20 protein-coding genes are annotated in these 26,134 nt (G+C 75.1%); 7 read left to right on the forward strand and 13 right to left on the reverse strand.

Annotation, left to right across the window (positions count from 1 at the left end):
• Positions 1-110: 110 nt before the first annotated feature.
• The 8 genes from ACH4T9_RS14995 to ACH4T9_RS15030 form a co-directional block, all read right to left on the reverse strand.
• The gene (locus ACH4T9_RS14995; RefSeq protein ID WP_396672838.1) at positions 111-812 is read right to left on the reverse strand and encodes an aspartate/glutamate racemase family protein; all 702 of its coding nucleotides are present in this window, start codon (positions 810-812) and stop codon (positions 111-113) included.
• Positions 809-2,185, reverse strand: a complete 1,377-nt coding sequence (locus ACH4T9_RS15000; protein WP_396672837.1) for an NAD(P)/FAD-dependent oxidoreductase — start codon at positions 2,183-2,185, stop codon at positions 809-811. Before ACH4T9_RS15000 ends, ACH4T9_RS14995 begins: the two co-directional genes overlap by 4 nt.
• Before the next feature lie 9 nt (positions 2,186-2,194).
• Positions 2,195-3,070, reverse strand: a complete 876-nt coding sequence (locus tag ACH4T9_RS15005) for a family 3 encapsulin nanocompartment shell protein (protein ID WP_396672836.1) — start codon at positions 3,068-3,070, stop codon at positions 2,195-2,197.
• 63 nt (positions 3,071-3,133) lie between these two features.
• A complete protein-coding gene (locus ACH4T9_RS15010; protein WP_396672835.1) occupies positions 3,134-3,979 on the reverse strand; it encodes a class I SAM-dependent methyltransferase in 846 nt (281 codons plus the stop codon).
• 60 nt (positions 3,980-4,039) lie between these two features.
• Positions 4,040-4,867, reverse strand: coding sequence for an SDR family NAD(P)-dependent oxidoreductase (locus ACH4T9_RS15015; protein ID WP_396672834.1), 828 nt, complete (start codon positions 4,865-4,867; stop codon positions 4,040-4,042).
• Positions 4,868-4,872: 5 nt separating this feature from the next.
• Positions 4,873-5,826: a sulfotransferase gene (locus ACH4T9_RS15020; protein ID WP_396672833.1), complete on the reverse strand. Its 954-nt coding sequence runs from the start codon at positions 5,824-5,826 to the stop codon at positions 4,873-4,875.
• A complete protein-coding gene (locus ACH4T9_RS15025; RefSeq protein WP_396672832.1) occupies positions 5,823-7,028 on the reverse strand; it encodes an MFS transporter in 1,206 nt (401 codons plus the stop codon). The genes ACH4T9_RS15020 and ACH4T9_RS15025 overlap by 4 nt, the downstream gene beginning before the upstream one ends.
• Positions 7,025-8,398, reverse strand: coding sequence for a DegT/DnrJ/EryC1/StrS family aminotransferase (locus ACH4T9_RS15030; RefSeq protein WP_396672831.1), 1,374 nt, complete (start codon positions 8,396-8,398; stop codon positions 7,025-7,027). Before ACH4T9_RS15030 ends, ACH4T9_RS15025 begins: the two co-directional genes overlap by 4 nt.
• Before the next feature lie 777 nt (positions 8,399-9,175).
• Here ACH4T9_RS15030 and ACH4T9_RS15035 point away from each other — a divergent pair.
• The 7 genes from ACH4T9_RS15035 to ACH4T9_RS15065 all read left to right on the forward strand — a co-directional run bounded on the left by ACH4T9_RS15035 (position 9,176) and on the right by ACH4T9_RS15065 (position 19,237).
• Positions 9,176-9,919 (forward strand): lytic polysaccharide monooxygenase, encoded by a 744-nt coding sequence (locus ACH4T9_RS15035; protein ID WP_396672830.1) that lies wholly within the window; start codon positions 9,176-9,178, stop codon positions 9,917-9,919.
• Between the two features lie 198 nt (positions 9,920-10,117).
• A complete protein-coding gene (locus tag ACH4T9_RS15040; RefSeq protein WP_396672829.1) occupies positions 10,118-10,738 on the forward strand; it encodes a DUF305 domain-containing protein in 621 nt (206 codons plus the stop codon).
• A 67-nt stretch (positions 10,739-10,805) separates the two neighbouring features.
• Complete coding sequence (locus tag ACH4T9_RS15045; RefSeq protein ID WP_396672828.1) at positions 10,806-11,264, forward strand: ATP-binding protein; 459 nt, start codon at positions 10,806-10,808, stop codon at positions 11,262-11,264.
• Between the two features lie 143 nt (positions 11,265-11,407).
• Entirely contained in the window at positions 11,408-15,970 is a 4,563-nt protein-coding gene (locus ACH4T9_RS15050) for a HAMP domain-containing protein (protein WP_396672827.1), read from the forward strand.
• 438 nt (positions 15,971-16,408) lie between these two features.
• Entirely contained in the window at positions 16,409-17,731 is a 1,323-nt protein-coding gene (locus tag ACH4T9_RS15055) for a hypothetical protein (protein WP_396672826.1), read from the forward strand.
• A gap of 198 nt (positions 17,732-17,929) precedes the next feature.
• Positions 17,930-18,535 carry a response regulator transcription factor gene (locus ACH4T9_RS15060; RefSeq protein ID WP_396672825.1) on the forward strand — a complete coding sequence of 202 codons (606 nt, stop codon included), beginning with the start codon at positions 17,930-17,932 and terminating at the stop codon, positions 18,533-18,535.
• Between the two features lie 123 nt (positions 18,536-18,658).
• Positions 18,659-19,237 (forward strand): response regulator transcription factor, encoded by a 579-nt coding sequence (locus ACH4T9_RS15065; RefSeq protein ID WP_387017771.1) that lies wholly within the window; start codon positions 18,659-18,661, stop codon positions 19,235-19,237.
• A gap of 115 nt (positions 19,238-19,352) precedes the next feature.
• On the opposite strand, the gene ACH4T9_RS15070 is transcribed toward ACH4T9_RS15065, so the two are convergent.
• The 5 genes from ACH4T9_RS15070 to lanKC form a co-directional block, all read right to left on the reverse strand.
• On the reverse strand, positions 19,353-21,233 hold the full coding sequence (locus ACH4T9_RS15070; protein ID WP_396672824.1) for an ATP-binding cassette domain-containing protein: 1,881 nt from the start codon (positions 21,231-21,233) through the stop codon (positions 19,353-19,355).
• Positions 21,230-22,951, reverse strand: a complete 1,722-nt coding sequence (locus ACH4T9_RS15075) for an ABC transporter ATP-binding protein (protein WP_396672823.1) — start codon at positions 22,949-22,951, stop codon at positions 21,230-21,232. Before ACH4T9_RS15075 ends, ACH4T9_RS15070 begins: the two co-directional genes overlap by 4 nt.
• Positions 22,952-23,025: 74 nt before the next feature.
• Positions 23,026-23,145 carry a SapB/AmfS family lanthipeptide gene (locus tag ACH4T9_RS15080; RefSeq protein ID WP_117669281.1) on the reverse strand — a complete coding sequence of 40 codons (120 nt, stop codon included), beginning with the start codon at positions 23,143-23,145 and terminating at the stop codon, positions 23,026-23,028.
• Between the two features lie 43 nt (positions 23,146-23,188).
• The gene (locus ACH4T9_RS15085; protein ID WP_117669281.1) at positions 23,189-23,308 is read right to left on the reverse strand and encodes a SapB/AmfS family lanthipeptide; all 120 of its coding nucleotides are present in this window, start codon (positions 23,306-23,308) and stop codon (positions 23,189-23,191) included.
• A 6-nt stretch (positions 23,309-23,314) separates the two neighbouring features.
• Positions 23,315-25,957 carry a class III lanthionine synthetase LanKC gene (lanKC, locus tag ACH4T9_RS15090; protein ID WP_396672822.1) on the reverse strand — a complete coding sequence of 881 codons (2,643 nt, stop codon included), beginning with the start codon at positions 25,955-25,957 and terminating at the stop codon, positions 23,315-23,317.
• Positions 25,958-26,134 lie beyond the last annotated feature (177 nt).

Below are 26,134 nucleotides of genomic sequence, written 5' to 3' on the forward strand. Positions count from 1 at the left end.
CGCCCGCCCGCTCTTTCACGGAAAGAGTGGCTATCCCGGCCGGAATGACCACTCTTTCCGTGAAACTGCGCGCAGGTGTGGGGTGTGGGGTGTGGGGTGTGGGGTGTGGGTCAGGGGTGGCGGGGGTACGGGCGGCGGGTGAGCGTGGCGTGCAGCATCGTCGTGAGGGTGACGATGTCGAAGACCGGGAGGCCCAGCCGGGCCTGGATCGCGTGCGCGAACGGCACCAGGTCGGTGCACTCGATGACCAGCGCGCCGAGGTCCGGGTGCGCCTCGGCGAGCCGGTCGACGCGGTCGAGGACCTCCCGGCCGAGCCGGTCGACGTCGAGAGCGTCACGGCGGCCCTCCAGCATCACCTCGCGGAACTCCGGCTGGCCGGCCATGCCGGTGACCCGCACCGGCACCGACTCGGCGCCGATCGCGGCGAGGTGGCGCGGGGTCAGCGCGTTCTCGTCGGCGACCAGCAGCCCGACCGGCCGCCCGACCATCCGGTGCACCATCGGAAGCTGGACCAGGCTGGACGACCACAGCGGCACCGACACGGCGGCGGCCAGCTCGGCCTGGAACAGCACCAGGAAGCCGCACGCGCCGGTGATGCCGGCGGCCCCGGCGGCCTCGAGATCCTTGGCCGCCGCGATGAACGGCTCCAACAGCGTGGGGTCGGCCTCGCGGACCAGGCGCTGCGGCGTGGCGCCCTCGACCACCCGGTAGCGCACCGGGAAGTCGAAGGTGGCCGGGTTGCGGATGTGCCCGGGGATCTTCTCGAACGAGGTGTCCAGGCAGAGCACCCCGATCGGGGCGTCGTCGGTCATCGCGTACTCCCAGGGGTCGGGCGGCGGCGCGGGAAGCGACGCCGCCAGCGGTCCACGGCGAAGGGGGCCAGGTCCAGTTCCGGGCGGACGCCGCCGACGAGCTGGGCGATCAGCTGCCCCCCGGCCGGTGCCAGGCCCATCCCGATGTGGCCGTGCCCGGCGGCCACGCAGACGTTCCGGTACGCCCCGGCGCGGCCGAGCAGCGGCAGGCTGTCCGGGGTGCAGGGGCGCAGCCCGCTCCACACCTGCACCCGGCGGTCGGTGTCCAGGCCCGGCAGGTACGACCGGACGGTGCGCGCGATGCCGTCGACCCGACGGGGTGAGACGGAGACGTCCATCCCGGTCAGCTCCAGGGTGCCGGCGAGGCGCAGCCGGTCGCCGAGCGGCATGACGGCGACCTTGCCCTCGCTGAGCAGGATCGGCAGCCGGGGCGGGGTCTCCGGGGCGGCGACGGTGACCGCGTAGCCCTTCGCCGGCTGGAGCATCAGGTCCAGGCCGAGCTTGCGGGCGCAGGCCACCGACCAGATCCCGGCGGCGATCACCACCTCGGCCGGGCGCAGGTCCCCCCGGCTCGTGCGCACGGCCCGGACCCGGTCCCCGGCCACCTCGAAGTCGCGGACCTCGGTGTGGGTGCGGATGTCCACGCCCATGCCCCGCAGCACCCGGGCGAACTCGACGAGGAACGCCGGGATGCGCAGCGCGGCGCCCTCGGCGTTGAGCAGTGCCCCGGCCACGTCGAACTCGACGCCCGGTTCGAGGCGGGCCAGCTCGCCGGGTTCGAGCACCCGCAGCGGCACCCCCCGGGCGACCGCCGCCGGCACCGAGCGGCGGGCCTGCTCGAAGCCCTCCGGGGTCTTGCAGGCCAGCAGCATGCCCTGGGCGGTGAGGGTGTCGGCGAGCGGTCCCGCCGCGCACACCTCGTGCAGGATGGCAAGGCTGCGTTGCTTGAGCGACAGCAGGATCTCGAAGGCGGCCCGGGCGTCGGCCTCGGTGCAGAGCCGGCGGAAGTGCCAGAGCCAGGCGAGCAGGGCCGGATCCCAGCGGGGCCGGATGTGGAACGGGCTCTCCGGGTTCAGCAGGTAGCGCAGCCCTTTGGCCGGCACGCCGGGCTCCGCGAGCGGCGCGGAGCCCTGGGTGCCGACGAAGCCGGTGTTACCCGAGGAACAGGCCGCCGGGTCGCCGACCTCGCCCCGGTCGACGACGGTGACCCGGTGGCCGTCGCGGGCCAGGAACCAGGCGCAGAACAGGCCGACGATGCCCGCGCCGACCACCAGCACGTCGGGCTCGTCGCCGCTCGGCCGCGGCGCGGGCTCGTCGCCGGGCGGGCGCGACGGTTCGCCGCCGCTCGGGCGCGGCGCGGGCGTCGTCGACATCGCCGCGCCCTACACGCTCACGACGAAGAAGCAGGTGGGCAGGTTGAGCACCACCCGCTCGTAGATCTCGGCGGTCAGCGCCAGGCCGGGCTCGGCGAACGTGCCGGGCGGCGGCTCGGCGAAACCGATCATCGAGCGGCCGGCGTCGAACAGCAGCGCGCCGTGGCCGAAGTCGCCGACGATCGCGGTGCCCGGGTCGACCAGCCGGGTCCGGACGATGAATACGCCGTTCTCCTCGACGTCGCGCATCAGCGTGCCGGAGCCGAGCAGCCGGTAGTAGTCCGCCGGGTTGATGATCAGCCCGTCGGCGGTGCTGCCGTTCTGCTCCACCTCGTTGCAGGCGGACAGGATGGTGGAGCCGAACGGGCCCGGGTCGGTGAGCCGGGCGATGTCCGGCATGGTCAGCAGCCCGCCCTCGCCGCGCAGGATGGTGACGTTCTCGGCGGTGGCCAGCCGCACGACGAGGCGGTAGTTGATGAACTCCGCGAAGCTCGTCGGGTCGTCCCACAGCCCGTCCGGGACCTGCACCCACGCCTTCGTGGTGAACAGCGGTGGGATGGGGGAGCGGTGGAAGTGGTTGGCCGCCTCCCGGCGCAGGTCGGCGCCGTCGACCGTCGGGTCGTCCGGGCGGGCCGGGCTCTCGTGCCAGTAGAACTCCTGCGGGTCCCGGGACAGGTCCACCACCTTCAGCACGTTCCGCGACGGGTAGCGCGGCTTGCGCCGGGAGCTGGTCAGCGAGTCGGTGATGGTGACGTCGTACTCGACGCGGGTGTCGAAGCCCTGCTCGGCGAAGGCGTCGGCGAAGACCTGCCCCGGCGAGAGCTGCTTCTTGCGGTCCTCGACAACCTCGGCGATCGTCCGCTTGATGACGTCGGTTCGTTGCATGGCCTCACACCTCGGGTCGTGGTCGGACGGTCACTGCACGACGGGAACGCTGCTCGGCGCCGTTCACTGCGCGGCGGGCTTGCGGGCGATGAACATGCCCCAGCCGAACTCGCCCCGGTCGATGGCGGCCTGGATCTCCCCGCAGGACGCGGCGAAGCCGAGGATCCACTCCCGGGCGGCCGGGTCGTCGGTGGACGCGGCCCGCTGCCGGGCGGTCTCGCCGAGCACCCGGTACGTCTGCCGGATGTGCGTGTCGAGGCTGCGGGCGACCAGCACCTCGAACCCGGCCCCGGTCAGCGCCTCGGCGTACCCGTCGAGGGAGTAGCCGCTGCTCCAGCGCACCCGGTCGTAGACGTGCCGGCGGGCGGCCTCGCCGATCTCGGTGGTCGGCTGGAGGAAGTCGGTGATCGCCAGGATCCCGCCGGGGGCGAGCACCCGGTGCATCTCGGCGTGGCTGCGCGGCTTGTCCGGCACCAGGAACAGCGCGTCCTGGCTGACCACGTGGCTGAAGCTGCCCGGGGAGTACGGCAGGGCGGTGGCCGACCCGTGCCGGAAGGCGATCCCCGGCGTCCCGCGCTCGGCGCGCTTGGCCTGGGCGAACCGGATCCGCTCGATGCTCAGGTCCAGCCCTTCGCCCCGGCAGCCGGTCTGCCCGGCGAGCCGGAGCAGGAAGTTGCCGCAGCCGCAGCCCACGTCCAGCACGGTCGAGCCGGCGTCGACGCCCGCCTCGGTGGCGAGCAGGTCGGAGGTCCGGTCGGCGGCGGCGTGGTAGTCGGCGTCGTCGTCGGCGGCGAAGTATCCGGTGTGCAGCACGCCCTCGCTGTCCCAGAAGCTGAGGTACGTCTGGGTGGTCTCGTCGAAGAACTCGGAGACGTCCCGCTCGGTGAAGGTGGGGCTGGTCGTGGACATCACGCACTCCTTCGTGCTGTGCCGCCGGCCGGCGTCGCCGCCGCCGGATCGGGGGAGGGGTCAGGCGTAGGTGTCCTTGCGGACGCCCGTCAGGTGTGGCAGCTCCGGGCCGGTGGCGCCGGCGCCACCGTCGATCAGGTGCACGCCCGCGGTGACGAACGAGGCCCGCTCGCTGGCCAGGAACGCGGCCACGGCGGCGACCTCCCCGGGGTCGGCCAGCCGGCCCAGCGCGCTGTGGTGGCCCATGGCGGCGAGCTGCTCCTCGACGTCGCCGTCGCCGGCCAGCCGCGCGGCGGCCCGTTCCATCGGCGGGGTGCGCACGCTGCCGGGGGCGAGCACGTTGACGGTGATCCCGTCGCGGCCCACGTCGACGGCGAGGCCCTGGGCGAACCGGACCAGCGCGGCCCGGGTCACCCCGGAGAGGACCAGCGGGCCGATCGGCACGCTCGCGGTCTCGGAGGCGACGAATAGCAGCCGCCCCCAGCCGGCGGTGCGCAGGTGCGGCAGCGCCGCCAGGGCCAGCCCGACGGCCGGCAGCAACACCCGGTCGACGGCGGCCCGGTAGTCGGCCACCTCGAACAGCGCGGCCGTGCCGACCGGCGGGCTGCCGCCGCTGACCAGCAGGACGTGGGCCCCGCCGAGGTCGGCGGCCACCCCGTCCACCCAGCGGCGGGCCGCGTCGGTGTCGGTGACGTCCACGCTGGTGGCGCTGACCCGGCCGGCGGCCACCCCGGCCAGCTCCCGCTCGGCGGCGGCGAGCCGGTCCGGGTCGCGGCCGCAGATCGCCACGTGCGCGCCCTCGGCGGCGAACTCCTTCGCGCAGGCCAGCCCGATTCCGCTGGACCCGCCCGAGACGAGGACCACCCGTCCCTTGAGCCCGAGATCCACGCTCGTTACCTCCCTGATCCGCTGGTCGGTGACAGTCGGTCCGCCCCGCGCGGGGCGGAACGGTAGCCGTAGCGGGCGAACAGCGGCTGGGCCAGGGCCGTCGCGGCCAGCCGGTCCGCCCGGGACAGGGTGCGCCGCCAGGAGTCGTCGCGGTCCCGGATGACGGTGGCCCCGGTGCGGAACCGGTCCGGGTTGCCGGTCACCGTGTGGTTGGTGTGCAGCTCGACGGTCCGCCCGCGCACCGGGTTGCCGGCCGGGTCGGCCCCGCAGAGCCGCAGCAGCGCGTCGACGGTGTTGGCCGGGTCGGCGGTGAACGACTCGTAGCGCAGCAGCGTCGACCGCTCGGGAAAGCGCCGGGTGATCGCCGCCGAGGCCAGGTTGAACCCGTGCCAGTACGCGGTGCTGCGCGCCGCCGACATCGCGTAGACGTACTGCTTCGGCTCCCGCCAGGAGTGCGCCACCGCGCGCGGGTCGCGGACCAGGTGCACGTAGTACGGGGTGATCCCCGCGACGTACGGCAGCAGCGCGGCCTCGCCGGGGATCTTCGTGGTGTCCACGATGGTGTGCGCTCCGGTGCGCTCGGCGGCGGCCCGGTAGACCTCGCCCATCAGGTCGGCGTGCGCGCGGATCTCGTCGTCGTACAGGCCCCGGCGCAGCACCCGCCAGGTGTGTCGGGTGCGTACCCGGGACCGCTGGCGGCCGATCACCGCGGCGGCGTGCGCGTCCGGCGACATCCCCGCCGGGCGGCCGACCGGCAGCACCCGCGACCAGATGTCACAGGCGGTCAGCGGTACGCCGCAGCCGCACAGGTCGTTGACCCCCCGGCCGGTGGAGTTCCCCCACAGGAAGTGCAGCTCGCCGACGTGGAAGAAGCCGGGCACCTCGTTGAGCACGTTGCCGATGATGGTGCTGCCGTTGCGGCACCAGCCGGTGACGCACAGGACGGTCAGGTCGCTCATGCCGCGCGGGCCTCCGTCTCTCGTCCTGCGGGTCGGGTGGCGCCGGGACCGGCCGCCGGGCGGCCGATCCACGCCGCCAGCACCGCCGCCGCGACGGCGCAGACCGCGCCGACACCGAACACGGCGGGGTAGTCGAGGGTCGCCGCGACCAGGCCGGTCACCGGCCCCCACACGGCCAGCCCCAGGTCCCAGAACGAGGTGTACGCCCCGATCGCCGCCCCCTGCCGGGTCGGTTCGGCCCGGTTCATCACCATCAGCGCCAGCGAGGGGTGCAGCAGGGAGAACCCGACGCCGGTGATCACGCCGCCGGCCACGGCGACGGGCAGGTTCGGGGCCACCGCGATGATCACCAGGCCGACCGCCTCGCCGGCCGCCGACCAGGCCGCCACCCGGCGCGGGCCGAGCTTGTCCGGCAGGTGGCCGATGACCAGGCGGGTGAGCGCGTACACGGCGCTGAAGCAGCTCAGCACCACCACGCCGGAGCCGATCCCGCGCGCGTCCAGGTGCAGCACGATGAACGCGGCCAGGCCGGCGTACCCGGCGGCGCCGAGGGCGAGCGCGGTGCCGGGCAGCAGCGCCGGGCGCAGCAGCAGCCCGCCGCCGCCCTTCGCCGGTGCGGCGGCGGGATCCCGGGGCTGGACCGGGACCATGGCCACCAGCGCGGCGGCCAGCAGGGGAGCGGCGGCGGCGAGCGCCCAGACCGCCGTGAAGGAGATTTGTTGCAGGGTGGCGCCGAGGAAGGTGCCGGCGGAGATACCGCCCCACATGCTCATCCCGTACAGGCCGATGAGCTGGCCGCGGCGGTGGTGCGGGGCCAGCGCCACCGTCCACACCGCCCCGGCGGTGAACAGGGCGGCCTCGCCGGCGCCGAGCAGCAGCCGCACCGCCACCAGCACCGGCACGCTGAGCGGCAGGAAGTAGAGCAACCCGCCGCCGGCCACCACGAGGGCGCCGGTGAGCATCACGGTGCGGTGGCCGTACCGGTCGGCCAGCGCACCGGCGACCGGCCGGACCAGCAGCGCGGTCACCGCGGTCACCGTGACGACCAGCCCGACCACCAGGTCCCCGGCGTCGTGCCGGTCGCGCAGGAACCCGGGCAGCACCGGGAGCACCGCGGTGAGGCCGAGGTAGCCGGCGAAGAGCCCGCCGAAGATGCCCACCAGGGCCGGGCGCGGCACGGCGCGGGTCGGGGCGGCCGTCATCGGCGCACCGGCTCCGCCGGCCCGGCCGACGCGGGTCCGGCGGGCACGGGGTGCTCGGCGGCCACGGGGTGCTCGGCGGACGCGGCGGCGGCCACCTTGCGGACCGCCCGCACCAGGTCGTCGCAGTCGTCGAGGGTCAGGCTGGACGACAGCGGCACGTCCACCGCCTCCCGCAGGTACCCGGCGGTGCGCGGGAGCATCGCCCGGATCTCGTCGAGGTCGTCGGTGTCGTACACGAACCGCCAGTTCCAGAACGCTCGGACGTTGAGGTCGTCGTCGGCGCCGATGTTGCGCGCGTCGACGCCCTCCCGGCACAGCGCGCGGGCGAACCAGCCGGCGTCGCCGCCGGGCACCCGGAACACGAACGCCTCACCGAGGTACGCCCCGGGGGCGACCGGCCGGCGGATCGCGATGCCCGGCAGGTCGGCCAGCGCGGCGGCAACGTACCCGTAGTTGCGGTGGAACAGCCGCAGCCGCTCCGGCAGCCGGGCCATCTCGGCGCGCAGCAGCGCGGCCCGGATCTCGTCCATCCGCAGGCTCAGCAGGGGCAGGTCCAGGCCGGTCAACGGCGCTTCGCCGTCGGGAAAGTGCCGCCGCAACCGCCCCTCGTACGCCCCGGACAGCGCCACCGCGCGGGCGTACAGCTCCCGGTCGTCGGTGACCAGGAAGCCGCCCTCGCCGCTGTTGAGCGCCTTGTCGGACTGGGTGCTGAACGCCCCGGCGGCCCCGAACGTGCCGAGCTTGCGGCCGTTGAGCTCGGCGCCCAGCGCCGGCACCGCGTCCTCGATCAGCGGCACCCCCATCTCGGTGGCGAACCGGGCCAGCGCCTCGGCGTCGGCGGCGAAGCCGCGCATGTGCACCACGAGGATCGCGCCGATCCGGGGGTCCCAGCGGCGCCGCAGGTCGTCGATGTCCATCCGCAGATCCTGGTCCACCTCGACCAGGAAAGGCCGGCACCCGGCCATGACGATGGCGCTCGGCGTGGCGACGAAGGTGAACCCGGGGCAGGCGACCAGCGAGCCCGGGGGCACCCGCGCGGCCATGAGGGCCAGGGCCAGGGCGGCGGTGCCGCTGGACACCGCGAGGGCGTGCCGGGTGCCGAAGAAGCGGCACAGCTCGTCCTCGAACCGGCCGCACTCCGTCTCGTGCTGCGGCCGGTGGTCGTAGCGGAAGTAGAGGTGGCTGCGGACGGCCCGGCAGGCCGCCTCCTCGTCCTCGGGATGGACGAAGACGGCGCCCTTGTCGTACGTGGGCCAGGGGGTGTGGCGGACCGGCGCGCCGCCGTGCAGGGCGAGGCGGTCCTCCGGTCGGTCGTGGCGCGCCGCCGGCAGTGGCCGGGGCGGCGCGGGAGCTTCGTCGTTCCCCTTCACCGGCTGGCTCCTCGCTCGTTGCTGGCGGGTGTTCCGATGGTGTATTCCCTGACTGGACGCCAACGGCGACCGCGCGTTCTGCGGATGCGGCGAATAAACCCACTGACGTGGGAAAACGTCGTCTATCCGGAATCGCGATAATCGCCGTCCAGTGACAGCAATGATTGTCGTGGGGGTGCGGCGCGTCAACCCGTGCATTCTGCAATCTGCTCGCCCGGCGCGGCGGCAGGCGACCCGTCGTGACCGCCGGTTGCCGCCCTGCGGGGTCGACTGACCTGGGCAGGGCCCTGGGCTGGCTCGATGCGTGTCGGGCGGCCTATGATCGCGGGACCGATTGTCACCCTCCGTGCTCCCTGTTCGGCGAGTCGGAGGGCTGGTTTCCTCCACCCCCGATAACTACGAATTCCCTATCGGAAAAGCAGCCTTTTGGCCGCCGTCGGCTTGCGGCGTGTGCTCAAATCGGTCAACAGCCGTCAATGGCAATTTGTCCGAGCGGAACCGGAGATATGAGCTGCCGCCGCGGAATGAATTGCCGCTGACCTCGCCGAATGCGGCCCGGCCCCGGGTCGGCTTCCGTGGCCGGGGACCGGCAGCCCGGCCGCCCCGCCCTGCACGGGGCGGCGACGGGGTGGCGGGCGCGGGCCGCCCGGGATGTTTTCCGCCTGGGGTATTTACTGTTAAGAATGTTTACTTTATGTTCATCGCATCCCCCAGGCGGGCGCGTTCCCCCAGCTCGGCGGTGCGCCGACGTCCGCTTCGATCCGAAGGAGCATTCACATGCGTCGAACAGTCGTCCTTCCGCTCGCGTCGGCGGGTGCCGTCATCGCCTCGCTGGCCGTCGCGGTACCAGTCCAGGCACACGGGTACATCTCCGGTCCGCCGAGCCGGCAGGCGCTCTGCGCCCAGAACCGGGTGCCCGACTGCGGCCAGATCAAGTACGAGCCGCAGAGCGTCGAGGGCCCGAAGGGGCTGCGCAGCTGCCACGCCGGGATCAGCCAGTTCGCCGTCCTCAACGACGACGCCCGGGGCTGGCCGGCCACCTCGGTCGGCAGCTCGGTGACCTTCACCTGGACCAACACCGCCCGGCACGCCACCAGCAACTGGGAGTACTGGATCGGCGGCACCCGGGTCGCCGTGGTCAACGGGGGCGGGCAGCAGCCGGGCGCCACCGTCTCGCACACCGTCAACCTGGGCGGGTACTCGGGGCGGCAGAAGCTGCTCGCCATCTGGAACATCTCCGACACCGCCAACGCCTTCTATTCCTGCGTGGACCTCCAGATCGGCGGGGGCGGCAACCCGACGCCCACCCCCACCACGTCGCCGACGCGGACCCCCACGCCGACCCCGACCACGCCCGCGCCGACCACCCCGGCCCCGTCCGGCACCTGGACCTCCGGGCAGGCGTACCGGGCCGGTGACCAGGTCACCTACGGCGGCGCGACGTACCGGTGCACGCAGCCGCACACCGCCCTGCCCGGCTGGGAGCCGCCGAACGTGCCGGCGCTCTGGACCCGGCTCTGACCCGCCCCGGGTGTGGCCCGGTCCCGGGCCACACCCGCCAGCACGCAAGCCCCGGGTGTGGTCCGGTCCCGGGCTACACCCGCCCAGCACGGAAGCCCCGGGTGTGGTCCGGTCCCGGGCTACACCCGCCCAGCACGGAAGCCCCGGGTGTGGTCCGGTCCCGGGCCACACCCGCCGAGTACGGAAGGCCACGGCACCATGAGACCCGACGCAGTCCACGGCGTGCGCCGCCGCCTCGCGGCGCTCCCGCTCGCCGCGCTCCTCGCGGTCGCCGGCTGCGCCGCGCCCGCCGCCGTCCCCGCTCCGCCCTCCGGCGGGACCGGCGCTCCGCCCGCCGCCCGGTCGGCCCGGCCCGACCCGGCGGACGTGCCGTTCCTGACGGCCATGGTGGCCCACCACGACCGGACCCGGGTGATCGCCGCCGAGTCGACGGGCCGGGTGACCGACGCCGAGCTGCGCACCCTGGTCGCCGCCGTCGACGCGACCGAGGCCGACGAGCTGGCCACCATGCGGCGCTGGCTGGCCGCCGCGACCCCGCCCGGCGACGACGACGGGCACGCCGGGCACCACGCGCACCCCAGCGGGTCGCCGACCGCCGACGCGGACCTCGCCCGGCTGCGCTCCGCGCCCGCCGACCGGTTCGACGCCGTGCTCGTCGACGTGCTCACCGCTCACCAGCGCCGGGCGGCCGCGCTGGCCCGCGCGCACCGGCCGGCGGCGGTCGGCGCCGAGGTACGTGACCTCGCCGACCGAATCGAACGGTCCCGGACCGCCCAGATCCAGCTGATGTCCCGGCTGCCCGCGACCCGGGCCGGCTGAGCGCGGACTGCCGGAAGATCCAGCAGGGTACGCCCCGGGCGGGTGCGGACCGTGTACGGTCCCGGCCATGATCAGCGATGGGGGTGACGGTGGCGGCTCGGAAGCCGGCGCGTCCCGTGCGGGTACCGAGTTGACGCTGTTGGCGCAGACCATCGCCGCCGGGCAGGTGACGTCGCTGCGTCACGCCGTCGTCGCCGCGGCCGGCGCGGCCGGACTGGCCGGCGTGGTCCTGGACGACTTCGTGCTGGCGGTGCACGAGTTGGTCGCCAACGTCGTCCGGCACGGCGGGGGCAGCGGCGAACTGCGACTGTGCCGCGACGGCGACCGGCTGACGTGCGAGATCACCGACGACGGCCCCGGCCTCGGCGACGTGCGGGTCGCGCTCCCCGCGCCGAACGAGGTCGGCCAGCGCGGCCTGTGGCTCGCCCAACAGCTCACCGACGGCCTGGAGATCCGCGCCGACGGCCGGGGCACGACCGTCCGGGTCAGCGCCCGGCTGGCCACCCCGGCGGGCCCGGGGCGGTGACCACGCCCCCGCCCCGAATCTGCCCGGGCTGAGCCGCGGAGGACCACTGCTCACCGCCCGCCCGCCGTCACGTGCATACTGGCCCGGTTTGCTGTCGTCGCCGTCGGGCCGTTCACCCGGCGGGTCGGTTCCGGGGGGTTGCGATGGTCGAGCGGTCGGCGGTACGACGTGGTGGTGCGGCTCCCGGTCCGGCCGGTTCGGTGACCGACCCGGGCCTGCGGCAGCTGCTGGCGGGCCTGACCGCGGTGCGCGACGGCGACTTCGGCACCCGGCTGCCGGAGGACGGTGACGGCCTGCTCGGCGAGATCGCCACCGTGTTCAACGGCATGGTCGACCAGCTCTCGCTGTTCACCTCCGAGGTGACCCGGGTGGCCCGTGAGGTGGGCACTGAGGGCCAGCTCGGCGGCCAGGCCGAGGTGCCCGGGGTGTCGGGCACCTGGAAGGACCTCACCGACTCGGTGAACGCGATGGCCGGGAACCTCACCGACCAGGTGCGCGACATCGCCGAGGTGGCCACGGCGGTGGCCCGGGGCGACCTGTCGCAGAAGATCACCGTGGACGTCCGGGGCGAGATCCTGGAGCTGAAGGTCACCATCAACACGATGGTGGACCAGCTCTCGTCGTTCGCCGACGAGGTGACCCGGGTGGCCCGTGAGGTCGGCAGCGAGGGCCGGCTCGGCGGCCAGGCCGAGGTGCCCGGGGTGGCCGGCACCTGGCGCGACCTGACAGACTCGGTGAACTTCATGGCCGGCAACCTGACCAGTCAGGTGCGGAACATCGCCCAGGTCACCACGGCGGTGGCCCGGGGCGACCTGTCGCAGAAGATCACCGTGGACGCCCGGGGCGAGATCCTCGAACTCAAGAGCACCATCAACACGATGGTGGACCAGCTCTCGTCGTTCGCCGACGAGGTGACCCGGGTGGCCCGGGAGGTCGGCACCGACGGTCGGCTCGGCGGCCAGGCCCAGGTCAGCGGCGTCGCCGGGACGTGGCGGGACCTGACCGACTCGGTGAACTCGATGGCGGTCAACCTCACCGACCAGGTGCGCAGCATCGCCCAGGTGGCCACGGCGGTGGCCCGGGGCGACCTGTCGCAGAAGATCACCGTCACCGCGCACGGGGAGATCCTGGAGCTGAAGAACACCATCAACACGATGGTGGACCAGCTCTCGTCGTTCGCCGACGAGGTGACCCGGGTGGCCCGGGAGGTCGGCACGGAGGGTCGGCTCGGCGGCCAGGCCGACGTCAAGGGCGTCTCGGGCACCTGGAAGGACCTCACCGAGTCGGTGAACGTCATGGCCGACAACCTCACCGCCCAGGTCCGCAGCATCGCCGAGGTGACCACGGCCGTGGCCAAGGGCGACCTGACCCAGAAGATCCGGGTCGACGCCCGGGGCGAGATCCTGGCCCTCAAGGAGACCATCAACACGATGGTGGACCAGCTCTCCGCGTTCGCCGACGAGGTGACGCGGGTGGCCCGGGAGGTGGGCACGGAGGGTCGGCTCGGTGGTCAGGCCCGGGTGTCCAACGTCGGCGGCACCTGGAAGGACCTCACCGACAACGTCAACGAGATGGCGAACAACCTCACCAACCAGGTGCGCTCGATCGCGCTGGTCGCCACGGCGGTGGCCCAGGGCGACCTGAGCCGCAAGATCACGGTGGAGGCCAAGGGTGAGGTCGCCGTGCTCGCCCAGACCATCAACACCATGGTCGACACCCTCGGCGCGTTCGCCGACGAGGTGACGCGGGTGGCCCGGGAGGTGGGCACGGAGGGTCGGCTCGGTGGCCAGGCCCGGGTGCCGAACGTGGCCGGCACCTGGAAGGACCTCACCGACAACGTCAACTCGATGGCGAACAACCTCACCGGTCAGGTCCGCAACATCGCCCAGGTGACCACCGCCGTCGCCCAGGGCGACCTGACCCGGAAGATCGACGTCGACGCCCGCGGCGAGATCCTGGAGCTGAAGACGACCATCAACACGATGGTGGACCAGCTGTCGTCGTTCGCCGCCGAGGTGACCCGGGTGGCCCGTGAGGTGGGCAGCGAGGGGCGGCTCGGCGGGCAGGCCGAGGTGGAGGGCGTCTCCGGCACCTGGAAGCGGCTCACCGAGAACGTCAACGAGCTGGCCGGCAACCTCACCCGGCAGGTCCGGGCCATCGCCGAGGTGACCAGCGCGGTGGCCACCGGCGACCTGACCCGCTCGATCACCGTGGACGCCTCCGGCGAGGTGGCCGAGCTCAAGGACAACATCAACTCCATGGTGGAATCGCTGCGCGAGACCACCCGGATGAACCAGGAGCAGGACTGGCTGAAGACCAACCTCGCCCGGATCTCCGGCCTGATGCAGGGCCACCGGGACCTGGAGGTGGTCGCCGGGCTGGTGATGGACGAGCTGGCCCCGCTGGTCTCCGCACAGCTCGGCACGTTCCTCCTGGTGGAGGAGACCGGGGACACCCCCACCCTGCGGGTGGTCGGCGGCTACGGCCACCGGGCCTCCGGCCGCCGGTACACCCTCGGCGAGTCCCTCGTCGGGCAGGCCGCGGTGAGCAAGCGGGCGATCGTGGTGGACGCCGTCCCGGCCGACTACGTCACCGTCTCCTCCAGCCTCGGCGCCGCCGCGCCGCAGCACCTGGTGGTGCTCCCGATCCTGTTCGAGGACCAGGTGCTCGGCGTCATCGAGCTGGCCAGCATGAGCCGGTTCACCGAGGCGCACCGGGACTTCCTCGACCAGCTCATGGAGACCATCGGCGTCAACGTCAACACCATCGTCGCCAACGCCCGGACCGACGTGCTGCTCACCGAGTCGCAGCGCCTCGCCGCCGAGCTTCGGGCCCGCTCGGAGGAACTCCAGGCCCGCTCCGAGGAACTCCAGCGCTCCAACGCGGACCTGGAGGACAAGGCGGCGCTGCTGGCCCGGCAGAACCACGACATCGAGACCAAGAACTCCGAGATCGAGCAGGCCCGCCAGGAGTTGGAGGCCCGTGCCCAGCAGCTCGCGCTGGCCTCGAAGTACAAGTCGGAGTTCCTCGCCAACATGAGCCACGAGCTGCGTACCCCGCTGAACTCGCTGCTCATCCTGGCCCAACTGCTGGCCCAGAACCCGAACCGCAACCTGACCGCCAAGCAGGTCGAGTACGCCACCGTCATCCACTCCGCCGGCACCGACCTGCTCCAACTGATCAACGACATCCTCGACCTGTCCAAGGTGGAGGCAGGCAAGATGGACATCAATCCGGAGACGTTCGAGCTGGGCGTGCTGCGCGACTACGTCGACGCCACGTTCCGCCCGCTGACCACGCCGCGCGGCCTGGCGTTGGAGATCAGCACGGCGGCGGACGTGCCGCAGCGGCTGCACACCGACGAGCAGCGGCTGCGGCAGGTGCTGCGCAACCTCGTCTCCAACGCCGTCAAGTTCACCGAGCACGGCCGGGTGGAACTGCGCATCGAGCGGGCCCGCCCGGAAGAGCTGCCCGAGCAGTTCGCGCCGGGGGAGACGGTGCTGGCCTTCCGAGTCGTCGACACCGGCATCGGCATCGCCGAGCAGCACCTCACCGCGATCTTCGACGCCTTCCAGCAGGCCGACGGCACCACCAGCCGCCGGTACGGCGGGACCGGGCTGGGCCTGTCGATCAGCCGGGAGATCGCCCACCTGCTGGGCGGCCGGATCACCGCGCGCAGCGTCCTCGGGCGGGGCAGCACGTTCACCCTCTACCTGCCGGCCACCGTGCCCGGTTCGGCCGTACCCACCGGCGTGCCGGCCCCGGCCGGCCCCCCGATGTCCCTCGCCGCCCTCGCCGACATGGTCGCGCGCGACCGCGCCGCCGTGCCCGGCCCGTTCGGGCTGCCGACCGGCCCACCCCCGGCGGACGAGCGGCGCGTCCTCGTCCTCGAACACCACGACAAGGGGCTGCTGACCATGCTGGTCCACGGTGTCGCGGCCGGGCTGGCCGGCGGCCTCCCACCGGTCGAGGTGACGACCGTCCTGGACGCCCCCTCGGCTCTGGAGGCCGTGGCCGGCCGCCGGCACCGCTGCCTCGTGGTCCACCTGGACCTGCCGGACGACAGCGGCACCGTGCTGCTCAGGGCGCTGCACGACGACGCCGCGAACGGCGGCGTGCCGGTGCTGGCATACCACGCGCGGCCGCTGGCGCCCGGGCAGGAGGCCCTGCTCCGGGCGACGGCCGGGGGCCGCCCCCTGGAGATCGTCGCCAGCCTGGACGACCTGCGCGAGCGGATCGCCCTGCACCTGTCGGTGGACGTGCCCGGGCGGGTGGTGCCGCTGGGCCGGCCGGCCCAGGAGGCCGACGCGCCCTGGGCCGGCGTCGCCGGGCTGGCCGGGCGCAAGGTCCTGGTGGTCGACGACGACGCCCGCAACGTCTTCGCCCTGACCAACATCCTCGAGCTGCACGGGCTCGACGTGGTGTACGCCGAGAACGGTCGTAAGGGCATCGAGACCCTGATGCGCCACGACGACATCGACCTGGTGCTGATGGACGTGATGATGCCGGAGATGGACGGGTACACAGCCACCGCCGCCATCCGGGCGATGCCGCGCTACGCCGACCTGCCGATCATCGCCGTGACCGCCAAGGCGATGCACGGTGACCGGGAGAAGAGCATCACCTCCGGGGCCAGTGACTACGTCACCAAGCCGGTGGACGCCGAGGACCTGTTGCACTGCATCCACCGCTGGCTCGACACCTGACCCCCGGCCCGGCCCCGTCCGCACGTTGACCCGCGGTCGGCCGGACTGAAGGTGTTCCGCCAGCCGCAGGGGCCGACCCGTCGTACCTCACGGTGGCCCGGTTCGCCGCCCTGCGCGGCCATCTTCCGGCCGGGGTGACCGACCGGCTCGCCCGGCAGGACCGGGCCGGCCGGGGGATGCGTGGGGGTGACGGCATCGTTACGATGTGTCGACGTCATCGAGGAGGGGGGCTGTCCGCGTGCGTTGTCCCGCTGTCCCGCTGTCCGCTCCGCACCGGCCGTGGTGACCGCGTCGCCGCGCCGCGCCGACGCCTCCCCGGTCGCGCGGGTTCCCGGTGCGTGCACTTTCACGGAATGTGTGGCTATGGCGCGCGTCGATGCCACACATTCCGTGAAAGTGCACGCGGGGGAGGCGGGGGCGGGGGTGGGGGAGGTGGGGGTGTCCCGGGTCGTGCGGCGGATCGCGCTGCTGCTGGCCGCGACGGGTGCCGGGATCGTCGGGGCCGTGCTGCTCGCCGGCCCCGCCGCCGCGCACGACGGCGGCCGGCCTCCGGCCGCAGCGGGCCCCGACGGGGCGCCCCGCTCGGCGGGCCCGTTGGCCGGTGCCCTCGACGGCATCCTGCCCGCCCGCGCCGACCACGCCCGGCCCGCCGGTCCCGCCCGCGCCGACCACGCCCGGCCCGCCGGTCCCGACCGTGGCGGTCCCGACCGCGGCTCCTCCGACGGTGGTCGGCCCGGCTCCTCCCGCCCGGACCTCCTCGTTGACCGGCCCATCAGCCCGCTGCTGGTGCCGCTGCCGCCGGCGGCTCCCCGTCCGGCAGAGCCCGACGCCCCGGGCCCGGTCCGGCCCGCGCCGCCCGACGCCCGGCCCGGGTCCGGCGAGCCGTCGCGGCCCCACGCCCGGCCCGGGTCCGGTGCGGCGTCGGCGCCCGAGACGCGTCCCGGGTCCGGTGCGCCGTCGCCGGGTGGCGACGGAGCGACCCGGCCGGACTTCCGTCCGGCCGTCCGGCCAGGCGTCCCCGACGTGGCGTCGGCCGTCGCCGGGGCGACCGGCGGCCCACAGGGCCCACCGGCCGGGAACGGGCGGCCGCGTCCGGTGACGCCCGGTGACCCGATGCCCCCCGGCCCGGTCGGCGGCGTGACGGCCCGCCTGCCGGCGCTCGTCGGGAGCCTCACGACGGCCCTGGCAGACACGGTCAACGGGGCGGCGCAGCAGATCCTGCCCCCGGTCCTGGTGCTGGTCGACGAGCTGCTCACCCCGCTGCTGCCGGCGCTGCCGGGCCTGCCGGCCGACCCGGCCGACCCGGCGGGCCCACCCGGGCCCGCGACCCCACCGGCCGATCCCGCGCCGTCCCCCGGCGGGCCGGTCGGGCCGGGGGCGTCGCCGTTCCCCATCCCCGCCCCCGTCCCCGCCCCCGTTCCCGCCACGCCGTCGCCTGGCCTGGTCGGCGGCGTGTCCTCCGGGCCGGCCGTGGCGTCGGCGTCCCCGACCGGGTGGACGGCCGGTCCGGCCGTCCCCGGCGCGGCCCGGGCTGCCTCGGGGCAGGTCGGTACGGTGGCCGAGGCGCAGCCGTCGGGCGGGCCCGGCCGGTCGGTTCCGGCCACCGAGCGCGCCGACGACGCCCGTGCCACCTCCGGGCCCGTGCCCGCCTCGGCCGACGACGCCCGCTGGCCGTCGTACACCGGTGGCCGGGAGCGCACCACGCGCTCGTCGGTTCCGGTCGACGGCCGCGCCCCGGCGGTGACCGTCCGCCCCGGCTGAGCCCGCGGCCCGGCCCGTCCCGCGGTCGCCGGCCCCCTGCCGTGCGACCGCCCGACGTGGCCCACCGTGGCCCGTGAGCACCCGTCGGGGTGCCGCTCCGGGCCGACGCTGTCCGTTCCCGCGCGCACCGTACCCGTCCCCGGCATCGAGCCGGGTGGTCCGGGCGGTGCGACGCGTACCCGAGATCGGAGATACGTGGTGATCCACGTCGTCGTGGCCGAGGACATGGGACTGCTGCGCAGCGCGCTGTGCGCCGCGCTGTCGAACGAGGAGGACATCGAGGTCGTCGCCGATGCGGCCGGCATCGGTGAGTTGTGGGGGGTGCTGCGCCGGGAGCACCCCGAGGTGTTGGTGCTGGAGCTGAAGCCGGAGGTGCCCGAGTCGGCCTGGGTGGTGGCGAAGGTGGCCGTCGAGGCCCCGGGAACGGCCGTGCTGGCGATGAGCCACCGCTGGAGCCCGCCGCTGGTCGAGGCGGCTCTGGCGGCCGGCGCGCGCGGCCTGGTCAGCAAGGACGCCGGACTGTCGGAGCTGGTGCGCGCGGTCCGGACGACCGCCGCCGGTGAGCGGGTCATCGACCCGGCCGCCGCGGTGGCCGTGCTGAGCCCGCCGGTCAACCCGTTGACCCGCCGGGAGCTGGAGGTGCTGCGGGTGGCGGCCGAGGGCCTGCCGCTCAAGGAGATCGCCCGTCGGCTCTTCCTGGCCCACGGGACGGTGCGCAACCACCTGTCGGCCATCCTGCACAAGACCGGTGCCCGCAACCGGATGGAGGCCGTCCGACTGGCGCAACGGGACGGCTGGCTGTAGCCGTCGCGGGCGGGCCCGACGCGGATGCGTGTCGGGCCCGCCCGCTCACCGAGCGGACCCGTCAGTAACGTGTTTGAATATTGACTGTCCGTGATCAATGGAGCTGCTCGGGAGAGGCCCGCCGTGATCCGTACCCTGCTCGCCCTGGACGGTGCCCTGGTCCGGGGCGCGTTGTCGCTCGTCCTCGCCGCCGAGGAGGACATCCACGTGGTGGCGGAGGTGGGCCGCGGCGACGCGGTCGGCCAGGCGGTCCGCGTCGGCCGGCCGGACGTCGCGGTGGTGGACTTCGACCTGATCACCGACGGCGCTGCGGCGCACAGGTGCCCCCTGCTGGTGCTCGCCGACCCCCGCCGCGCCCGGGGCCTGTACAGCGTGTTCTCCCCGGGCCGCACGGTCGGCATCCTGGCCAGCGACGTGGCCCCGCACCGGGTGGTCGACGGGATCCGGCGGCTCGCCCGGCACGAGTCGGTGGTGGACGCCGAGCTGGTGCTGGCGGCGCTCAGCGCCGACAGCCCGTTGACCGAACGGGAGACCGAGGTGCTGCGGTTGACCGCCGCCGGAGCCCCGGTCGCCGAGGTGGCCGGGTCGCTGCGGCTCTCGCACGGCACCGTCCGCAACCACCTCGGGCGGATCGCCCGCAAGACCGGGGCCCGGACCCGGGTCGAGGCGGTCCGGGTGGCCCGCGAGTCCGGCTGGATCTGACACAAGACTGCCCCCGTGAGCCGCCGAGGAGGCGCGGCGGCTCACGGAGCCGAGCCGAGCCGAGCGGAGGGGGGCGGCGGGGCGGCGGGGCGGGTGCGGCGGCGGGGCGGGTGCGTCAGCCCCGTCGGGCCGGTGCCGGTGCCGGCGTGGGCCGGTCGTCCCAGTGCCCGACGAGCTCCCGGTAGGCCGCCGACCGGGCCAGCAACTCCTCGTGCGTGCCGGCCACCGGCCGCTCGCCGTCGACCACGAGCACCAGGCCGGCCCGGACGGCGGAGCTGATCCGGTGCGCGATCACCACCAGGGTGCCGGGCCGGCGGGCGAACGCGTCCTCCACCGTCGCCTCGGCCGCCGGGTCCAGGTGACAGGTCGCCTCGTCGAGGATCACCAGCGGGGCGGGGGACAGGTACGCCCGCACCGCGGCGACGAGTTGCCGCTCGCCGGCGGAGAGCGCGCCGGGCGTCACCGCCCCATTCAGCCCGCCGAGCCGGGCTGCCAGCGCCCCGGCCCCGAGGGCGTCGACGGCGTCCGACATGGTGCCGTCGTCGGCCTCCGGGCACAGGTAGCGCAGGTTGTCGGCAAGCGAGCCGGTGAAGACGTACGCCTCCTGCGGCACCAGCACCCGCAGCCGGGCCAGCGCGGCCGGCGGGGCGCCGGCCACCGGAACCCCGCCCAGGAGCACCGTGCCGGCCTGCGGGGCGAGCAGGCCGGACAGCAGCGCGGCCAGGGTGGACTTGCCCGCCCCGCTCGCCCCGACCACGGCGAGGTGCTCCCCGACGGGCAGGCTCAGGGTGACGTCCGCCAGCACCGGTCGGGCCGCCGCGCCGTAGCGGAAGGTCAGCCCGCGCACCCGCACGGCCGGTTCGGTGCCGCCGGGCGGGCCCGGGTCCGGCGCTCCCGGTGCCTGCTCGTCCGGACGGCCGGCCGGCGCGGCGGCCCCCGGCGGGGTGCCGCGCCGGGAGTCGGGCTCGTCCGTGGGGTCCGGGCAGGTCCGCAGGATGCGGTCCAGGGTGACCACGTAGCGCAGACCGCCGCCGCCGATGCCCTGCACCAGGGCGTGCAGGGCCGGCTGCAGGCCGGTGGAGACGTAGATCAGCGCGCCGAGCAACGCGCCGGCGGTCAGTCCCCGGTCCACCAGCCGGGGCGCGGCCAGCAGCAGCACCGCCAGCGGCAGCCAGCCGCCCACGCCGAGGCTGAGGCTGCGCACGGCGGACATCCGGCTCAGGACGCGCTCGGCGGCGGCCTGGTCCGCCACCCGCCGACCCACGTCGGCGACGACCCGCCCGGCCGCCCCGCACGCCCGCACGTCCCGGTGCCCGGACAGCGCGGACGCGCCGGCCCGGCCCAGCTCCTCGCCGGCGCGGACGTACCGGCGCTGCTGCCCGGCCATCGCCGGCAGCGCACCGAGGAACACGGCCAGCCCGGCGACCAGGGGCGCGGCCACCAGCGCCGCGACCACCGGGTCCAGGGCGACCAGCCCCAGCAGGGCCGCCCCGGCGGCGAACAGGAAGCCCCGGGTCACCATCAACAGGCCGGCGAAGGTGTCCCGGACCAGTTCCACCTGGTGGGTCAGCCGGGCCGCTGCGGCGCTGTCCGCGCGTCCGCCGGCCCGGGTGGCGTCCCGCAGGGCCGCCCGGACCACCCGGGCGGCGAGGTCGTCCCGGAACGGCTCGACCACCGCGCCGAGGCTCCGGTACGTCCGGCCGGTCGCCACCGCGCCGACGAGCACCGCCCCGGCGAGCAGCCCCAGCCAGCCCAGGCCCACGCCCGGCCGGCCGGCCAGGAAGCCTTCGTCGACCGCCCGCGCGACCAGCGCGCCGGAGAGCAGCGCAGGCAGCGCCTCGACGACCGACCAACCGGCGAGCCGCGCCACGACCGGCCGGCGGGCCCGCAGCGCCGCCCAGGTGACCTGCCGCACCCCGGGGCGGGTCGCGCCCGGGTCGCCCCGGCGATCGATCCGGGGTCCCCGGTGGCTGGTGCCGAGTCCCCGGCGACTCATCCGCTCTGCCCGTCGGCGTGGAAGACCGCCCGGTAGGCCGGGTCCGCCCAGAGCCGCCGGTGCGGGGCGAGGGCACGCAGCCGGCCGCCGTCGAGCCAGGCGACCAGGTCCGCGCCCGCCGCCGTGGCGACCCGGTGGGTGACCACCAGCCGCGTCCGCTCGCCCGGCTGCCCCGCCACCGCCCGGGCGATCCGGTGCTCGGTGACGGTGTCCAGGCTGGACATGGCGTCGTCGAGGATCAGCAGCCGGTCGGCTGCGGCGAAGGCCCGGGCCAGCCCGAGCCGCTGGGCCTCGCCGCCGGACAGCGGCGTGTCGGCCAGCGGGGTGCGGAAGCCCGCCGGCAGCCGGTCGACGACGTCGGCGACCGCCGCCGTCTCGGCGGCCCGCCGTACGGCGGGGGTGGCCGGGGAGCCGTCGGCCGGCGGCGCGGCCCCGTCCGGGGGCAGGGCCAGCCCGATCGCGTCGTGCACGGTCGCACCGACCAGCGCCGGCCGGTCGAAGGCGTACCCGACGGCCCGGCGCAGGGCGTCCGGACGCAGCCGGGGCAGCGGCACCCCGTCGAGGCGCACCTCGCCGGCGTCCGGGTCGTGCAGCCGTCCGGCGACGGCGGCGAGGGTGGACTTGCCGGCGCCGGACGGTCCGACCACGGCCACCGTTGCCCCGGCCGGGACGGTCAGGTCGACGCCGTCGAGGACGGGCCGGCCGTCGTCGGCGTACACGCTCACCGAACTCAGCCGCAGCGCCCCACGGCCCGGCGGCAGCGGCCGGTCGCCGTCGGCCGGCGCCGGGTACGCCAGCAGCTCGGCGACCCGGGCCGCTCCGGAGCGGCTGCGCACCAGGCGGTTCAGGGTGGCCAGCACCGCGCCCAGCCCGGCGCCGGTGGCCGCGTAGCGGACCGCCGAGACGAGCTGGCCGGGGGTGAGCCAGCCGGCGGTCAGCGCGTACCCGCCGACGGCGACCACGCTCAGTTGCAGCAGCGGCGCCACGGCGGCGGTGCGGGCGCTGGCCCGGGCCAGCAGCTCCCAGCCGCGCCGGCCGTACCCGCGAAGCTCCGGCAGCGCGGTGAGGATCCGCTCCTCCTCCCGGCCGCGGGTCGCGGCGGCGGCGATGGTCCGGGCGCCGGCCAGGGACTCCAGCAGCCGGCCGGCGATCGAGTTCAGGGCCTTCTGGTAGCCGGCGGTGGCCGCCGAGGCATCGGTGACGAACGCGCGCATCAGGCCGGCCAGCAGCACGAGCCCGGCGAGCAGGGTGACCCCGAGCACCGGCTCGATCAGGGTGAGCGCGACGACGCTGCCCAGCGGGGGGAGCACCGCGATCGCGCTGAACACTACGGCGGTGCCGGCCTGACCGGCGTCGGCGGCCTGCCCGACCAGCCGGCCGACCAGGTCCCCGACCGGGTGCCGGCGGGCGGTGCGCACGTCGAGGGCGAACAGGTGCCGCAGCAGGCGCGCCCGGATCCGGGCGGTGGCGCGGGCGGCGCCGTACCCGCTGGCCAGGTCGCCGAGGGTGTCGGTGGCGACCAGGACGACGACCAGGGCGCAGGCGGCGGCCGGCCACCACCGGGTGCCGCCGGTCAGCGCCGCGTCGACGGCGAGGCCGAGCACCGCCGGCAGCAGCAGCTCGGCGACGGCGCCGGTCAGCGTGACCGCGGCCAGCGCGGCCGTCCACCCCCCGGCGTCGCGGACCACCCGCCGCAACAGCCCGTCGCCCGTGCGCATCGGTTCCCCCTCGAACGGCGGGCGGCCCCGGGTGGACTTGTTCTGTCCACCCGGGGCGCCGCGGATCGACCCGGTCAGTTGCAGGTGGTGATGGAGAGCGAGCTGTCGCCGCAGAGCAGCAGGCTCGCGCTGGAGCCGCCGCCGGTGCGGTCGGCCGGGGCCATCTCGAGGCCCTGGAGGTCCAAAAGTGCCATGTCGAATCACCTCCATCCATGGTGGTCGGTGTGGTCGGTACGGTCAGTTGCAGGTGGTGATGGAGAGCGAGCTGTCGCCGCAGAGCAGCAGGCTCGCGCTGGAGCCGCCGCCGGTGCGGTCGGCCGGGGCCATCTCGAGGCCCTGGAGGTCGAGGAGCGCCATGTCAAATCACCTCCTTCCGTGGTGGGTGCGGTCAGGGTGGCCCTCGCCGCTGCGAGGGAGTCTCGGCGCGCCGGCCAGCGGCGCGAGGAAGGGCAGGACCACCGGCTCGTCGTGCCGCGCGGCGGCCAGCGCGAGCAGCACCCCGGCGGAACCGGTGCCCAGGTCCATGGACAGCCGCAGGAGCTGCTCGCCGGGAAAGGCGGTGCCACCGCCGTACGGCAGGGCGTGCCAGGCGAGCCGGCGCAGCTGCGCGTCCAGCTCGCGGCGCTGCCCCGGGTCGTCGGTCAGGGTGGCCAGGTACGCGATGATCCCGGCCCGCCCGGCGAAGAGGCCGGACTGGGCGTAGAACGGGGACCGGGCTGCCCGGCGTACCCCGGCGCTCGCCTCGGCGAACCGCTCGTCGGCGCGGTGGCGCAGGTACTGGTCCAGCACCAGCCCGATGCCGACGCTGCCCTGCCCGAGGTACGGCATGGTCCGCCAGCCCTCGTTGACCTCCAGCGCGCCGTTCGGGCGCACCACACACCGGCGCAGGTCCTGGCGCAGCGCGGTGGCCGCGTGATCCAGCAGGGCCTCCTCGCCGGTCAGCTCGTGCAGCCGCAGCAGCAGCAGCGCCGGCCCGGTACGACCGCGCAGCAGGCCCGCGTACGGGTTGCGTCCGCCGCTGATGTCCGGCCCGGGGTCGTCGGCGAGCCGTTCGACGACGGCCGCCGTCACCCTGTCGGCGGCGTCGCGCAGCCCGGTCTCCCCGGTGCGCCCGGCCAGCTCGGCGAGGTTCAGTGCGATCCCGGACAGGCCGCTGGCCAGGCTCAGGTCCAGCTCGGCCCAGGGCTGGCGCAGGCAGATGTCGAGCACGTCGAGGGCGTCGGACCGGCGGTCGAGGTGCTCCAGCGCGTACGCCACCCCGTGCAGGCCGTCGTAGAAGCCCAGCCGGGTGCCGGACGCGGGGGCGGTGGCCCGCCGCACCAGCCAGTCCTCGTGCTCGGGTCGGCGGCCCGCGCCGCTGACGGCCAGGGCGTGCAGCACCCCGGCGGCGCCGTGGGCGAGGTTGAGCCCGCCGGTGTGGAACTGCGCGATGTCGCCGGGGAAGAGCCGGTCGTCGCGGTCCGGGGTGGCGCTGGCGAGGATGGCGGTGGCGATCCGCCGCCGCACGTCGGGCCAGTCGCCGTCGAGGTCGTACCGGCGCGGGTCGGCGGCGGGCACGGAGGCCCCGGCACCGGCCTCTCGGCCGGGAGCGGTGGGCGCGGCGGTCCCGGTGATCTCGGCGACCGCCTCGGCCAGCCACGGCCGGGGGACCGGGAAGCTCTCGGCGATCACGTCGGCCAGGTGCGCGGCCTTGTCCGGGGCGATCCGGACGAGCTGGGTCAGCGGGAGGAACAGCGCCAGGCGCAGGCAGGCCAGGGCGTACCGGTCGACCGCCGGGCCGGTCCGGTCGCCGGGCGCGGCGAACCCCTGGTTGCGCAGCCCCGGCCGGCGGTGCCCCTCGATCGGCGCGGTGACCTCGAAGTCGACCAGCGCCACCCGGTCGTCGGGGCGGACCATGATGTTGAACAGGTGCAGGTCGCCGTAGACCAGGCCGCGCTCGTGGATCGCGGCGACGATCGTCTCGACCTGCGTCAGGACGCCCCGCGCCCAGTCGGCGTACGCCGCCCGGTCTGCCTCGGTGGCGTCGGCGTCGATGAGCGGGTACCGGTCGACGACGACCTTGTTCAGCGCCCGGCCCTCGATGAACTCCAGGGCCAGGAAGCGGTGCTCGCCGAGGGCGAACTCGTCGTGCACGGCGGGCACCTGGGGCAGGTCGGCGAGCCGGCGCAGGGCGGCGGCCTCCCGCTCCAGCCGGGCCACCGCGTCGATGCCGTCGGCGTCCAGGCCGGCGTGCGGGCGGGCCTCCTTGAGCACCACCTCGGTGTCGGTGCGCAGGTCCCGGCCCACGTACAGGCCCCCGCCGTTGGAGAAGTGGATGACCTTCTCGATCCGGTACGGCACCTCGGTGGTGCTGGTGGCGCCGCGGGCGGCCAGGTGCGGGGCGAGGAAGTCCGGCAGGGTGACCCAGTCCGGGAGGTGGAACACGGGGTCGCGGCGGTCGGGCACCAGCGTGCCGGTGCCGTCGGCGATCGCGGGGACCACCTGCCCGTCCGGGGAGAGGCAGTAGCGGCGGGCGAAGCCGCCGTAGCGCACGTGGACCGGGCCGGCGCCGTAGCGCAGGTCGCTGAGGATGTACGGCCCGTCCTCGCCGCCCAGCAGCGCGTCGAGTTCCTTGCAGGCCAGCTCCAGCTCGGCGGTGTCCCGGGGGTAGATGGTGACGAACTTGCCGCTGGCCGAGCGGGACGCGTACTTGGAGTTGCGCAGCAGCAGGGTGCGCGGGCCGCGCAGGAACTTGAACGACAGCCCGCGCGGCACGCAGTACGCCCACACGGCGTCGAGCACCCGCTCGGCGTTGGCGAGGGTGGCCGACACGTGGATCTTCCAGCCCTGCTGCGGCAGCGAGCCGCCCTCCGGAGCGTGGATCAGCCAGTCGTCGAGCGACTCGCGGCGCCAGCCCACGGGCACGTCCCGCTCGGCGGCGGCGAAGGCCGGCTGCGCGACCGCGCTGCCGAGCGAGTCGTAGAAGAGCCGGTCAGCGGCGCAGTAGTTGTCGTAGCGCTCGTCCACCGTGGCCCCCTCCGCGATCCCGGCCGGTTCCGTTCTCCGGCGTTGAATCGAGTTTCGTGGAGGTGGCCGCCCGAACCCAGTGCCCTAAGTCACGAAGCGGAATGCGTGTTACACGGGTCGGGGGTGACAAAAGTCAGCGCGAGGCCGTGTGATCTGGAAGGAAACCGCCGGGGCCGG

The sequence above is a fragment of the Micromonospora sp. NPDC020750 genome (assembly GCF_044334565.1).
GTDB lineage: Bacteria > Actinomycetota > Actinomycetes > Mycobacteriales > Micromonosporaceae > Micromonospora.